The sequence below is a fragment of the Paracoccus seriniphilus genome (genome assembly GCF_028553745.1).
GTDB classification, from domain to species: domain Bacteria; phylum Pseudomonadota; class Alphaproteobacteria; order Rhodobacterales; family Rhodobacteraceae; genus Paracoccus; species Paracoccus seriniphilus.
Genome location: NZ_CP067129.1, coordinates 2,451,537 through 2,463,529 on the forward strand (window position 1 = coordinate 2,451,537; position 11,993 = coordinate 2,463,529).

Genomic DNA, 11,993 nt, shown 5'->3' on the forward strand with positions numbered 1-11,993 from the left:
AGCCAGCCTCGGCACTGCGAATCGCATATAGGAGTATCGAAAACATGGGCTTTCCGGGTGTCTGGATGACTGAAAGCGAAAGCATGGTTTATCGCGTGGTGCCCAAATGCGCCTGCTCGACCATTGGCCAGATCATGTTCTATTCGGACCATGGCCGTTTTTTCGATGGAGACATCCACGACTCGACCACCGGCCTGCACAAATGGTCGCAAGGCGACAGCCAGCCGCTGATAGACAAGGCCGTGCGCGCCCACAAGGCGCTGACCTATACCTGCGTGCGCAACCCCTATAACCGCATCCTGTCGTCGTTTTTCGACAAGATTGCCGGTATCCAGCGCAATGGCCGCCGCTATCGGGGCAATCTGGTACCGCAGCTGATCCAGCGCTACGGCGTGGATGTCGGCAGCCCCGAGAATGGTTTCGAATTCGACCAGATCGCCAGCTTTCGTCGCTTTCTGCTGTTCGCGCGCGACACGATCCGCTTTCGCCGTCCGATGGAGCCTGACATCCACTGGTCCGCGATGTCGGGCCATATCTCGACATTCATCGTGAATGGCGGACGCTACGATCAGATCTTCTTTACCGAGAAATTCAACGAGGGCATGCAAAAGGTTCTGGATGCCTGCGAAACGCCCTTTGCCGTCGATCTGGAATCGGTGCCGCGTTTCAATGAATCCGAAGGTCACGGCCCCAAACGCGCGCATAAGGTCAGCGAATATTTCGACGACCTGTCACGCCATCTGGTCTGGGAAATCTACAAGAGCGATTTCCAGCTGTTCCGCTATGATTTCGACGATCCGGACAACAAGCTGCCGACCGGCGAGGTCGATCTGGACGAGGTCCACGCGAAACTGGGCCGCTGACAAGGAAGGGGCGCAACCTTATGGCTGCGCCCCTTTTGCCGGATGATGATCCCGATCACTCAAGATGGCTTTCAAGGAACCACAGGTCCTTGTCGGCAGTGCGCGAGGCGGCGGTAAAGATATCCGCCGTATTGGCATCCCCTGCCTCATCCGTCGTGTCGATTGCCGCGCGCAGTTTGCCACCGTGATCACGCATCCGCTCGCAGATGGCCTTCAGGTGATCCGCCGTCGAGGTCAGATCGGTCGGGTATTCCTTGAGTGTCGTGTTCTTCGCCACGACCTCGGCCGTGCCCTGCGCAACGCCATCCAGGATCTGGACGCGTTCGGCCATCACATCGATATGCTCTTGCAGATTGGCGTAGACGCTGTCCAGCAGCTCATGCACGGCGATGAAACCGGGGCCTTTGACGTTCCAGTGGGCCTGCTTGATCGCCATGCTCAGGGCCAGACTGTCGGCAAGACGTGCGTTCAGTTCGGACACGGCGGTTTTCCGGGCGTTGTCTTTCAATCCTTGGATCTTCACGGCCATTGTCGGCTCCTTTCCTACATTCGCAGGACCAACACGTGCCGGACCGATGGGTTCCATGGCCGCCAATGACACCATCGGACATGGAAAAACGGCGCCTTCCGATCAGGAAAGCGCCGTTTCAAAAGCAGTCGATCAACCTGATGGTCAGGTCAGACCGCCCCTTTGATGAAGCTCACCGCATCACCGACGGTCTGAATGGTTTCGGCGGCGTCATCGGGGATCTCGATCCCGAATTCTTCCTCGAAAGCCATGACCAGTTCGACAGTGTCGAGGCTGTCTGCGCCCAGATCGTCGATGAACGAAGCGGCCTCAACCACCTTGTCCTCGTCGACGCCCAGATGCTCGACAACGATTTTCTTCACGCGATCAGCGATATCGCTCATGTCACATCCTCATTCTCACGGGCATCCGCCCAAGATTTGCGCGGGCACAGTGCCCGGTTCAGCACAGGGCGGTTCCCCTGCAGCTAAAGGCGGGGATATAGCACCCACGAACCCTCATGCAACCAGTTTTCAACGGATTCTCGTGCCGCAATGCAGCACGGCAGATTCCGCTCAGACCATCGCCATGCCGCCATTCACGTGCAAAGTCGCCCCCGTCACATATCCGGCAGCCGGGCTTGCCAGATAGGTCACCGCCGCAGCGATGTCATCGGGCGCGCCCATGGCACCCGCCGGAATCTGGGTCAGGATCTTGGCTTTCTGGTCATCGGTCAACTTCTCGGTCATGGCGGTCGCGATGAAGCCCGGCGCAACGCAGTTGACCGTGATCCCGCGACTGGCAACCTCATAGGCCAGCGATTTCGACATGCCGACCAGACCTGCCTTGGCGGCGGCATAATTGCCCTGCCCCGGATTGCCGGTCGTTCCGACAACCGAGGTGATATTGATGATCCGGCCCCAGCGCGCCTTCATCATGCCGCGCAGAACCCCGCGCGACAGGCGGAAAACGCTGGTCAGATTCACATCCAGAACCTGCTGCCATTCCTCGTCCGACATCCGCATGAACAGATTGTCGCGGGTGATCCCGGCATTATTGACCAGCACATCGACCGAGCCCATCGCCTCGGCAGCGGCTTTCGGCAGCGTGGCGACGGCATCGGCATCCGACAGATTGGCCGGCACGACATATGCGCGTTCGCCCAGTTCGGCGGCCAGTTCCTGCAGTGGCGCCTCACGCGTGCCTGACAGTGCCACCGAGGCCCCCGCCCCGTGCAACGCTCTGGCGATCGCGCCGCCGATTCCGCCGGAAGCCCCGGTGACCAGCGCATTCTTGCCCGTCAGATCAAACATGTCTGCCTCTTTGATTGTGTCATCCCAGTCATAGCCGGTTCAGCCTTTCAGCGCAGCAATATCGGCAGGCGCACCGATATTGCGCAGCCTGGCATCCTTGGCGATTCGCTTGATCATCCCCGACAAGGCCTTGCCGGCACCGATTTCCCAGAATTCCGTGACGCCTGCCTCGACCAGATTGGCCATTGATTCGCGCCAGCGCACGGTGCCGGTCACCTGCTCGACCAGCAGGCGGCGGATCGCGCCGGGTTCGCTTACCGCTTCAGCGCGGACATTGGCGATCAGCGGCACGGCAGGGGCATGAATATCCACCCCGGCCAGGGCATCGGCCATGACGGCGGCAGCAGGCTGCATCAGCACCGAATGGAAGGGTGCGGACACCGGCAGCATCAGGGCGCGACGGGCTCCGGCCTCTTTCATGGCGGCAGCGGCGCGTTCCACGGCGTCCTTGTGGCCCGAGATCACCACCTGGGCGGGATCATTGTCATTTGCCGCCTGAACCACCTCGTCACCGGCGATATCGCGGGCGATGCGGTCGACGGTGTCGTAATCCAGTCCCAGAATCGCGGCCATCGCGCCCTTGCCGACCGGAACGGCCTCTTGCATGGCCTGCCCGCGCAGGCGCAGCAGACGCGCCGTATCCTCAAGCGTCAGCGCCCCGGCGGCACAAAGCGCCGAATATTCACCAAGCGAGTGTCCCGCGACATATTCGGCATCGTGAATCCCGAACCCTTCGGCCTCCAGCGCCCGGAATGCCGCCATCGATGTCGCCATCAGCGCGGGTTGGGCATTCTGGGTCAGCGTCAGGGTCTCGATATCGCCGTTCCAGATCAGATCGGACAATTTCTCTCCCAGGGCATCATCGACCTGATCGAATACCTCGCGCGCCGCCGGATAAGCCTCGGCCAATTCGCGCCCCATACCGATGGTTTGCGCCCCCTGTCCCGGAAAGACGAATGCCCGCATCGCGGCCTCCTGATCTGGTTTCCCTTGCATCTGCCCATATCGCGCAGGCGGCCTCGCCGCAACTGAACCCGTCATCCGGCCATGAAAAAGGGGTCCCGAAAGACCCCTTTTCCGATCGAAACTCTGATCGATGCAATGTCTGCCGCGATCAGCCGACCAGTTCCAGACCCGAGAAGAAGAAGGCGATTTCTTCTTTTGCGGTTTCCGGGGCATCCGAACCGTGGACCGAGTTCTCGCCAACCGACAGGGCGAATTCCTTGCGGATGGTGCCTTCAGCAGCATCGGCCGGATTGGTCGCGCCCATCACTTCGCGGTTCTTGGCAATGGCGCCTTCGCCTTCCAGAACCTGAACGACGACCGGCTCGGAGGCCATGAATTCGACCAGTTCGCCATAGAAGGGGCGATCCTTGTGCACTTCGTAGAACTTGCCGGCCTGCTCGGACGACAGCTTGATGCGCTTTTGCGCAACGATGCGCAGGCCCGCATCTTCGAACTTGGCGTTGATCTTGCCGGTCAGGTTGCGCTTGGTGGCATCGGGCTTGATGATCGAGAGGGTACGTTCGGTGGCCATGGGTCTACCTTGTCTGACTGTGGCGGGCAGCCCCGCCAGTTCTGAAATCCGCGTCCCGTTATCAGGCTTGCCCGCTGGCGGCAAGAACAAGCGCGCGTCGAGGCGGCAGCCTATGAGGCTGAATCGCAGGAAAACCGGCGTTCTCCCGACAGGGAAAAGCCGCCCTTGGCAGGGCAGCGCGGCACTGCTGCCACGCAACGTGGCATTGCATCCCGGTGACACGCCTTGGCGATTGATCTTTCGCAAATCCGATACATGATGGTGCTAATGTCCGGGACATGACAGCAGAGGGGTTGCCATCATGCAGCCATTCATCCGTGGCCGATATCAGGCCCGATTGGCCGGGACCGCCGACGACATCCTTGCCGCGCAACGGCTGCGCTGGCTGTGCTTTGTCGCTCGAAACGGCGACGAAGACGACGGCAGCCAGATTGATTGCGACGCGCTGGACGCACAATGCCAGCACATGCTGATCGAAGAGATCGCCAGCAAGCGGCTCATCGGATGCTTCCGCTTTCTGCCGCTGTCGGGCGGAGCCGAAATCGCCCGCAGCTATTCCGCGCAGTTCTACAATCTTGCCGCTCTGGAGAGCTTTGAGGGCCCGATGGTCGAAATGGGTCGCTTCTGCATCCACCCCGATATCCGCGACCCCGATGTGATCCGCACCGCCTGGGCGGCCATGACCCGCTTTGTCGATGATGCCGGAATCGAGATGCTGTTCGGCTGTTCCAGTTTCGTCGGGACCGAACCCGAGGACCATGCCGAAGCCTTTGCGATGCTGAAGGAACGTCACCTTGCACCGCGCCGCTGGCTGCCCCGCGTCAAGGCCCCCAAGGTCTTTCGCTTTGCCCGCGCCCTGCGCTTGCGCAAACCCGACCCGAAACGCGCCATGGCCGCCATGCCGCCCTTGCTGCGCAGCTATCTGGCGATGGGCGGCTGGGTCAGCGATCATGCCGTGGTCGATCCCGCCCTGCGCACCATGCATGTCTTTACCGGCGTCGAAATCCGTGCGATTCCCCCCGGGCGTCGTCGCCTGATGCGGGCCGTGGCCGGCTGAAACGCGACCGGCTTCGATCCGCCCGATTTATCGGCACTCAGCGATAAATTCAGGCAGAACGGCACGCCCTGCCTGCCTGACATGCAGACAAATGAAGCGCTCTCGTTGACCCGGAAGCCTGCGCGGCGCCCTCTGCCCATATGTTTGACAGTGACGCCCTTGCCCAAGCCATGCAGCGCAGCCGCGGTCACGCCGCGGTGATCATGGGGCCGCGTGGCCTGATCGATCTGGCACAATCCGGTTCGGCCAAGGCGATGCTGCCGCGCGTCACCTCGGGCTTGCCCGAGGTCGTCTTTCTGAACACCTCGGGCGGTCTGGCCTCGGGCGACCGTCTGGGCTTCTCTCTGGATCTGCGCGCGGGCACCCGTGCGCAGGCGACCACGCAGACCGCTGAACGCGCCTATCGCGCCAAGGGCAGCCCTGCCCATGCCGAGGTGTCAGTGACGGTCGGAACCGGCGGCTGGCTGGACTGGCTGCCTCAGGAAACCATCCTGTTTGACGGCGCGCGGCTGGAGCGTCACACGCGGGTCGACCTGCAGGGCGACGCAGGCTGCATGATCCTGGAAACCGTGATGCTGGGACGTCTGGCGTGCGGCGAACAACTGCGCCACCTGCATCTGCGCGACCGGCGCGAGGTCCGCCGCGACGGGCAGGTCATTCACCATGACGCACTGGCGCTGGATGACGGCGTTCTGGAACGCAGGGCAAATCCGGCCCTGCTGGGCGAGGCGCGGGTCATGGCAACGCTGGCAATCATCGCCCCCCATGCCCCCGACCTTCTGCATAGCGCCCGCGCCGAACTGAATGAACCCGGGGTCATCGGGGCGGCAAGCGCCCCGCCCGGCCGACTGGTGCTGCGCCTTCTGGCCCGTGACGACTGGCCGCTGCGGCGGCAACTCAATCGTTTGTTGGACAGGCTGCGCCCCGATCCCCTTCCTCGTATCTGGCAGATCTGACATGAATCTTACCCCTCGCGAACGCGAAAAGCTGTTGGTCTCGGTCGCCGCCATGGTGGCGCGCAACCGGCTGTCGCGCGGCGTCAAGCTGAACCACCCCGAAGCCATCGCCCTGATCACCGATTTCGTCGTCGAGGGTGCCCGCGACGGGCGCAGCGTCGCCGATCTGATGCAGGCCGGCGCGCATGTCATCACGGCCAGCCAATGCATGCCCGGCGTTCCCGAAATGATCGAGTCCGTGCAGGTCGAGGCAACATTCCCCGACGGCACCAAGCTGGTCACCGTCCATCACCCCATCCGAGAGGAGGCCTGAATGAAAAGATTTTTCACGGCTCTTGCCCTGATCCCCTCTGCCGCTTTCGCCCATGTCGGCGATCACAGCCATGTGGCCGCAACCCATTTGCTGACCGAACCCGATCACCTGGGTGTCATCGGCGTGGTGATCGTCATCGCCCTGGGCGCATGGCTGTGGCGGCGGGGCCGGTCATGATTCCGGGCGAGGTTCTGACCGCAAGCGGGCTGATCACCCTGAACGCAGGGCGTGACGAGATCACCCTGATGGTCGCCAATCGCGGTGACCGCCCCATTCAGGTCGGCAGCCATTATCATTTCGCCGAAACCAACCCTGCCCTGCATTTCGATCGCAAGGCCGCGCGCGGCATGCGCCTGTCGATCCCTGCGGGCACTGCCGTGCGCTTCGAACCCGGCCAGTCCCGCGAGATCCGGCTGATCCCCTTTGCCGGGGACCGCGTCGTGCAGGGCTTTCGCCAAGACATCATGGGGGCGCTGTAGATGGCCCGAACCCTGTCCCGCGCCGATTACGTGGCGCTTTACGGCCCGACCGCGGGTGATCGTATCCGGCTGGCCGACACCGAATTGCTGATCGAGGTCGAACGCGATCTGACAATCCCCGGCGAAGAGGTCAAATTCGGCGGTGGCAAGGTCGTGCGCGATGGCATGGGGCAATCTCAGGTCACGCGCGAAGGCGGTGCGATGGATACGGTCATCACCGGCGTTGTCGTCTTCGACCATCAGGGCATCACCAAGGCCGATGTCGGGCTGAAGGACGGGCGCATCGCCGGGATCGGCAAGGCCGGCAATCCCGACACCCAGCCCGGCGTCACGCTGGTCATTGGCCCCGGCACGGAAATCATCGCTGGCGAGGGGCGCATCCTGACCCCCGGCGGCTTCGACTGCCATATCCATTTCATCTGCCCGCAGCAGGTCGAACATGCGATTCACTCGGGCATCACCACCATGCTGGGCGGCGGCACCGGTCCGGCGCATGGCACCCTGGCCACCACCTGCACGCCCGGACCCTGGCATATCGCCCGGATGATGGAGGCCTGCGCCGAACTGCCGGTGAATATCGGCATCGCGGGCAAGGGCAATGCCTCGCTTCCCGCGCCGCTGGAGGAACAGGTCCGCGCCGGGGCCTGCGCGCTGAAACTGCACGAGGACTGGGGCACCACTCCTGCTGCCATCGACAATTGCCTGACGGTTGCCGATGACATGGATGTGCAGGTGATGATCCATACCGACACGCTGAATGAATCGGGCTTTGTCGAAGATACGATGGCCGCCATCGCCGGGCGCACGATACATGCCTATCACACCGAGGGCGCAGGCGGTGGCCATGCCCCCGACATCATCCGCATGGTCGGCATGTCGAATGTGCTGCCCTCCTCGACCAATCCGACGCGACCCTATACGGGCAACACCATCGAAGAGCATCTGGACATGCTGATGGTCTGCCACCATCTGGACCGGCGCGTGCCCGAGGATGTGGCATTCGCCGAATCCCGCATCCGGCGCGAGACCATCGCCGCCGAGGATATCCTGCATGACCTGGGTGCCTTCTCGGTCATTTCCTCGGACAGCCAGGCGATGGGCCGCGTGGGCGAGGTGATCATCCGCACATGGCAGACCGCCGACAAGATGCGCCGCCAGCGCGGGCGCCGGCCCGAAGAACAGGGCGAAAACGACAATCTGCGCGCGCGGCGCTATATCGCGAAATACACGATCAACCCGGCCATCGCCCATGGGGTCGGCGCCCATATCGGCAGCATCAGTCCCGGCAAACGCGCGGATCTGGTCCTGTGGTCACCGGCCTTTTTCGGAGTCAAACCCGAAATGGTACTGGTCGGTGGGCAGATCAGCGTGGCACAGATGGGCGATCCCAATGGCTCGATTCCGGTGCAGCCGGTCTTCACCCGTCCGATGTGGGGCCATACCGGGCGCGCCTCGGCACTTTTCGTCAGTCAGGCCGGGCTTGACGCCGGTGCCGGCGATGGGTTGTCCAAGACCCTGATCGCCGTGGAAAACACCCGTGACATCGGCAAGGCGGACATGGCTCTGAACGACGCCATGCCGCAGATCGAGGTTGACCCCGAAAGCTATGAGGTCCGTGCCGACGGTCAGCTTCTGACCTGCGAACCCGCGACCGAGCTGCCGATGGCGCAGCGTTATTTCCTGTTCTGAGGTTTCGATGACATTGCATTGCCACCAGATCATTCGCGCCGCAACCGGCCCCTTTGCAGGCAGCATTTCGCTGGATTACGACGCCCGGCTGCTGCGCCGCAAACGGCTGAGCCTTGACGGCGGAGACTTCCTTCTGGATCTGCCCGAGGTGACCAGCATCGAGGATGGCGATGCTTTCGCGCTGTCCGATGGCCGCCTGATCGTCATGCGCGCCGCCCCCGAACCGGTGCTGATCATCAGCGGCGACCTGCCGCGTCTGGCGTGGCATATCGGCAACCGCCACACCCCCTGCCGGATCGAACCGAACCGCCTGATCATCCGCCAGGATCATGTGCTCGAGGCCATGCTGCGCCAGCTGGGCGCGATGGTCGAACCGGCCCTTCTGCCCTTCACCCCCGAAGGCGGCGCCTATGGCCATGGCCGCACCTTCGGGCATGAACACGGACACAGTCACGAACAGAGGCACGACCACGGGCACAACCATGACCATGAACACGCCTGAAGCCGCGCGTCTGCGCCTGGCCCAATATCTGTCGCCCGCCTTTCCGGTGGGCGGTTTTGCCTGGTCGCAAGGACTGGAATACGCGATGGATCAGGGCGCGGTGTCGCGTGCCACTCTGCCACTCTGGCTGGCTGACTGGCTGGATCATGGCGCCGGCTGGAGTGACGCGGTGCTGGTGGCCCTGGCATTGCGCGCGGATGACCGCGAGACCGATGATTTGGCCCGCGCCGCATGTCCATCTTCGCAACGGCTGACCGAAACCGTCGAACAGGGCGCGGCCTTTGCTTCCAATGTCGCGGCGCTGACCGGACGCGACATGCCTGCAGCCGCCCTGCCGGTGGCCTTTGGGCGTGCCTGCGCCGAGATGCCCCTGCCCGCGCCCGAGATCATCGCCGCCTATCTTCAGGCGCAGACCGCCGCCCTGATCAGCGCCGCCGTCCGCTTTCTTCCGCTTGGCCCGGTGCAGGGGCAGATCATGCTGGCCCATCTGCAACCCGCGATACTGGCCACCGCCACCCGTGCCGCCCCTGCCACGGCGGCCGATCTGCACAGCGCCACATGGGCGGCCGATATTGCCGCCATGCGCCATGAAACCATGACCACGAGGATCTTCAGATCATGAGCCTGAACGGACCCCTGCGCGTCGGCATTGGCGGCCCCGTCGGTGCGGGCAAGACGACCCTGACCGAAAATCTGGCCCGCGCCCTGGCCCCACGCCTGTCGATGGCTGTTGTCACCAATGACATCTACACCCGCGAAGATGCCGAGGCGCTGATGCGCGCGCAGGTTCTGCCCGCCGAACGGATCCGGGGCGTCGAAACGGGCGGCTGCCCCCATACCGCCATTCGCGAGGACGCCAGCATCAATCTGGCCGCCATTGCCGATCTGACCACGACCTTCCCCGATCTGGAACTGGTGCTGATCGAATCCGGGGGAGACAATCTGGCCGCAACCTTCAGCCCGGAACTGGCCGATCTGACCATCTATGTGATCGACACCGCCGCCGGACAGGACATTCCGCGCAAACGCGGCCCGGGGCTGACGCGCTCGGATCTGCTGATCGTCAACAAGACCGATCTGGCCCCCCATGTCGGGGTCGACCCCGTTCTGCTTGAAAACGATGCGCGCCATTCGCGCGGTGCCCGTCCGGTGATCATGGCGTCTCTGCGCCATGGCAGGGGTATCGAGCAGATCGTGGATTTCCTGATTCACGAAGGCGGATTGTGTCTCGCCACGGCCTGACTCTGCCCAACCTTCAGGCAACCCGCGCCGCCTGTGCCATTGACGGCGGCAAGCCCGGCGTGACCCGCTTCAAAGCTGCCTGAATACTGTTCAGCCATTCCGTTTCATCCTTGGCTATTCCTGCAAAAGCCTCGGCTTTTCAGAAAATCACAACAGGGATCCCGGCCAACGCGCCGGGTGGAAAGGGTGATAATGAACAAACTGACAAAAGTTCTGATGATGACCAGCGCCATGGCGCTGGCCCATGCGGCCCATGCGCAGGACGGCGAACCCATCAAGATCGGCGTGCTGCATTCGCTTTCCGGCACGATGGCGATTTCGGAGACCACGCTGAAGGACACGGTCCTGATGATGGTCGAACAGCAAAACGCCAAGGGCGGCCTGCTGGGGCGCCCGATCGAGGCCGTGGTGGTCGATCCGGCGTCGGACTGGCCGCTGTTCGCCGAAAAGGCGCGCGAACTGCTGACCGTCAGCGAGGTGGATGCGATCTTTGGCTGCTGGACCAGCGTCAGCCGCAAATCCGTCCTGCCGGTGATCGAAGAACTGAACGGGCTGCTGTTCTATCCGGTGCAATATGAGGGCGAGGAATCCTCGAAGAACGTCATCTATACCGGTGCCGCCCCCAACCAGCAGGCCATTCCGGCTGTCGAATACATGACCGAGGAACTGGGCGTCGAGAAATGGGCGCTTCTGGGCACCGATTACGTCTATCCGCGCACTACCAACAATATCCTGGAAAGCTATCTTCAGGAACAGGGCGTGGCCGAGGATGATATCTTCGTCAATTACACGCCCTTCGGCCATTCGGACTGGTCCAAGATCGTCTCGGATGTCGTCGCCCTTGGGGCCGATGGCAAGAAGGTCGGCGTGGTTTCGACCATCAATGGCGATGCCAATGTCGGTTTCTACAAGGAACTGGCCGCAGCGGGCGTCAGCGCCGATGATATTCCGGTCATGGCCTTCTCGGTCGGCGAAGAGGAACTGTCGGGTCTGGATACCGCCAATCTCGTCGGTCATCTGGCCGCCTGGAACTATTTCCAGACCGCTGAATCGGATGAAAACGCCGCCTTCATCGAAGAATGGCACAAGTTCACCGATGACAGCCGTGTCACCAATGACCCGATGGAGGCGACGATGATCGGCTTCAACGCATGGGTCGCGGCGGTCGAAAAGGCCGGCACCACCGATGTCGACCCGGTGCTGGATGCCATTGTCGGTGTCGAGGTGCCCAATCTGACCGGCAGCACGGCGCAGGTTCTGCCCAACCACCATCTGACCAAGCCGGTGCTGATCGGTGAAATCCGCGAGGATGGCCAGTTCGACATCGTCAGCCAGACCGATCCGGTCCCCGGTGATGCCTGGACCGACTTCCTGCCTGAATCCGCCGTTCTGGATGCGGATTGGCCGGGCAAGGACTGCGGCATGTTCAACACCGAAACCGACACCTGCGTTCAGGTTCAGTCGAACTACTGATCCACAAGACCCGAAGGGGCGTCCTCGCCCCTTCCCTCCTTCGGATTTCAGGAAAGACAGC

Annotated in this window: 16 protein-coding genes; 11 read left to right on the forward strand and 5 right to left on the reverse strand. The window is 62.8% G+C overall.

Going from position 1 to position 11,993, the window contains the following annotated elements; translation table 11 throughout:
* Positions 1-44 precede the first annotated feature (44 nt).
* The gene (locus tag JHW44_RS11950; RefSeq protein ID WP_089342682.1) at positions 45-863 is read left to right on the forward strand and encodes a sulfotransferase family protein; all 819 of its coding nucleotides are present in this window, start codon (positions 45-47) and stop codon (positions 861-863) included.
* Between the two features lie 55 nt (positions 864-918).
* Here JHW44_RS11950 and dps read toward each other — a convergent pair whose 3' ends face one another.
* From dps to ndk, 5 genes are all read right to left on the reverse strand, one after another.
* Positions 919-1,392, reverse strand: coding sequence for a DNA starvation/stationary phase protection protein Dps (dps, locus tag JHW44_RS11955; RefSeq protein ID WP_089342681.1), 474 nt, complete (start codon positions 1,390-1,392; stop codon positions 919-921).
* A 149-nt stretch (positions 1,393-1,541) separates the two neighbouring features.
* Positions 1,542-1,775 (reverse strand): acyl carrier protein, encoded by a 234-nt coding sequence (locus tag JHW44_RS11960; protein WP_089342680.1) that lies wholly within the window; start codon positions 1,773-1,775, stop codon positions 1,542-1,544.
* Positions 1,776-1,946: 171 nt separating this feature from the next.
* On the reverse strand, positions 1,947-2,684 hold the full coding sequence (gene fabG / locus JHW44_RS11965; RefSeq protein WP_089342679.1) for a 3-oxoacyl-ACP reductase FabG: 738 nt from the start codon (positions 2,682-2,684) through the stop codon (positions 1,947-1,949).
* 39 nt (positions 2,685-2,723) lie between these two features.
* Positions 2,724-3,650 (reverse strand): ACP S-malonyltransferase, encoded by a 927-nt coding sequence (gene fabD, locus JHW44_RS11970; protein WP_089342678.1) that lies wholly within the window; start codon positions 3,648-3,650, stop codon positions 2,724-2,726.
* Positions 3,651-3,798: 148 nt separating this feature from the next.
* A complete protein-coding gene (gene ndk / locus JHW44_RS11975) occupies positions 3,799-4,221 on the reverse strand; it encodes a nucleoside-diphosphate kinase (RefSeq protein ID WP_089342677.1) in 423 nt (140 codons plus the stop codon).
* 301 nt (positions 4,222-4,522) lie between these two features.
* On the opposite strand from ndk, the gene JHW44_RS11980 reads away from it, so the two are divergent.
* The 10 genes from JHW44_RS11980 to urtA all read left to right on the forward strand — a co-directional run bounded on the left by JHW44_RS11980 (position 4,523) and on the right by urtA (position 11,932).
* Positions 4,523-5,278 (forward strand): GNAT family N-acetyltransferase, encoded by a 756-nt coding sequence (locus JHW44_RS11980; protein ID WP_089342676.1) that lies wholly within the window; start codon positions 4,523-4,525, stop codon positions 5,276-5,278.
* 140 nt (positions 5,279-5,418) lie between these two features.
* Complete coding sequence (locus tag JHW44_RS11985) at positions 5,419-6,234, forward strand: urease accessory protein UreD (RefSeq protein WP_089342675.1); 816 nt, start codon at positions 5,419-5,421, stop codon at positions 6,232-6,234.
* Position 6,235: 1 nt separating this feature from the next.
* A complete protein-coding gene (locus JHW44_RS11990) occupies positions 6,236-6,547 on the forward strand; it encodes an urease subunit gamma (protein WP_089342674.1) in 312 nt (103 codons plus the stop codon).
* Complete coding sequence (locus JHW44_RS11995) at positions 6,548-6,724, forward strand: hypothetical protein (protein WP_179217603.1); 177 nt, start codon at positions 6,548-6,550, stop codon at positions 6,722-6,724.
* Complete coding sequence (locus tag JHW44_RS12000; RefSeq protein ID WP_089342673.1) at positions 6,721-7,026, forward strand: urease subunit beta; 306 nt, start codon at positions 6,721-6,723, stop codon at positions 7,024-7,026. The genes JHW44_RS11995 and JHW44_RS12000 overlap by 4 nt, the downstream gene beginning before the upstream one ends.
* Complete coding sequence (gene ureC / locus JHW44_RS12005; RefSeq protein WP_089342672.1) at positions 7,027-8,715, forward strand: urease subunit alpha; 1,689 nt, start codon at positions 7,027-7,029, stop codon at positions 8,713-8,715. It begins immediately after the preceding gene.
* A gap of 7 nt (positions 8,716-8,722) precedes the next feature.
* Entirely contained in the window at positions 8,723-9,217 is a 495-nt protein-coding gene (locus tag JHW44_RS12010) for an urease accessory protein UreE (RefSeq protein WP_089342671.1), read from the forward strand.
* On the forward strand, positions 9,198-9,839 hold the full coding sequence (locus tag JHW44_RS12015; RefSeq protein ID WP_245846727.1) for an urease accessory protein UreF: 642 nt from the start codon (positions 9,198-9,200) through the stop codon (positions 9,837-9,839). The genes JHW44_RS12010 and JHW44_RS12015 overlap by 20 nt, the downstream gene beginning before the upstream one ends.
* On the forward strand, positions 9,836-10,459 hold the full coding sequence (gene ureG, locus JHW44_RS12020; protein WP_089342669.1) for an urease accessory protein UreG: 624 nt from the start codon (positions 9,836-9,838) through the stop codon (positions 10,457-10,459). Before JHW44_RS12015 ends, ureG begins: the two co-directional genes overlap by 4 nt.
* 192 nt (positions 10,460-10,651) lie before the next feature.
* A complete protein-coding gene (gene urtA, locus JHW44_RS12025; protein ID WP_089342668.1) occupies positions 10,652-11,932 on the forward strand; it encodes an urea ABC transporter substrate-binding protein in 1,281 nt (426 codons plus the stop codon).
* Positions 11,933-11,993: the final 61 nt, after the last annotated feature.

Coding starts and splice junctions, on each gene's coding strand:
- JHW44_RS11950 (WP_089342682.1), top strand. CDS start 45: ATGGGCTTTCCGGGTGTCTGGATGACTGAAAGCGAAAGCATGGTTTAT.
- dps (WP_089342681.1), bottom strand. CDS start 1,392: ATGGCCGTGAAGATCCAAGGATTGAAAGACAACGCCCGGAAAACCGCC.
- JHW44_RS11960 (WP_089342680.1), bottom strand. CDS start 1,775: ATGAGCGATATCGCTGATCGCGTGAAGAAAATCGTTGTCGAGCATCTG.
- fabG (WP_089342679.1), bottom strand. CDS start 2,684: ATGTTTGATCTGACGGGCAAGAATGCGCTGGTCACCGGGGCTTCCGGC.
- fabD (WP_089342678.1), bottom strand. CDS start 3,650: ATGCGGGCATTCGTCTTTCCGGGACAGGGGGCGCAAACCATCGGTATG.
- ndk (WP_089342677.1), bottom strand. CDS start 4,221: ATGGCCACCGAACGTACCCTCTCGATCATCAAGCCCGATGCCACCAAG.
- JHW44_RS11980 (WP_089342676.1), top strand. CDS start 4,523: ATGCAGCCATTCATCCGTGGCCGATATCAGGCCCGATTGGCCGGGACC.
- JHW44_RS11985 (WP_089342675.1), top strand. CDS start 5,419: ATGTTTGACAGTGACGCCCTTGCCCAAGCCATGCAGCGCAGCCGCGGT.
- JHW44_RS11990 (WP_089342674.1), top strand. CDS start 6,236: ATGAATCTTACCCCTCGCGAACGCGAAAAGCTGTTGGTCTCGGTCGCC.
- JHW44_RS11995 (WP_179217603.1), top strand. CDS start 6,548: ATGAAAAGATTTTTCACGGCTCTTGCCCTGATCCCCTCTGCCGCTTTC.
- JHW44_RS12000 (WP_089342673.1), top strand. CDS start 6,721: ATGATTCCGGGCGAGGTTCTGACCGCAAGCGGGCTGATCACCCTGAAC.
- ureC (WP_089342672.1), top strand. CDS start 7,027: ATGGCCCGAACCCTGTCCCGCGCCGATTACGTGGCGCTTTACGGCCCG.
- JHW44_RS12010 (WP_089342671.1), top strand. CDS start 8,723: ATGACATTGCATTGCCACCAGATCATTCGCGCCGCAACCGGCCCCTTT.
- JHW44_RS12015 (WP_245846727.1), top strand. CDS start 9,198: ATGACCATGAACACGCCTGAAGCCGCGCGTCTGCGCCTGGCCCAATAT.
- ureG (WP_089342669.1), top strand. CDS start 9,836: ATGAGCCTGAACGGACCCCTGCGCGTCGGCATTGGCGGCCCCGTCGGT.
- urtA (WP_089342668.1), top strand. CDS start 10,652: ATGAACAAACTGACAAAAGTTCTGATGATGACCAGCGCCATGGCGCTG.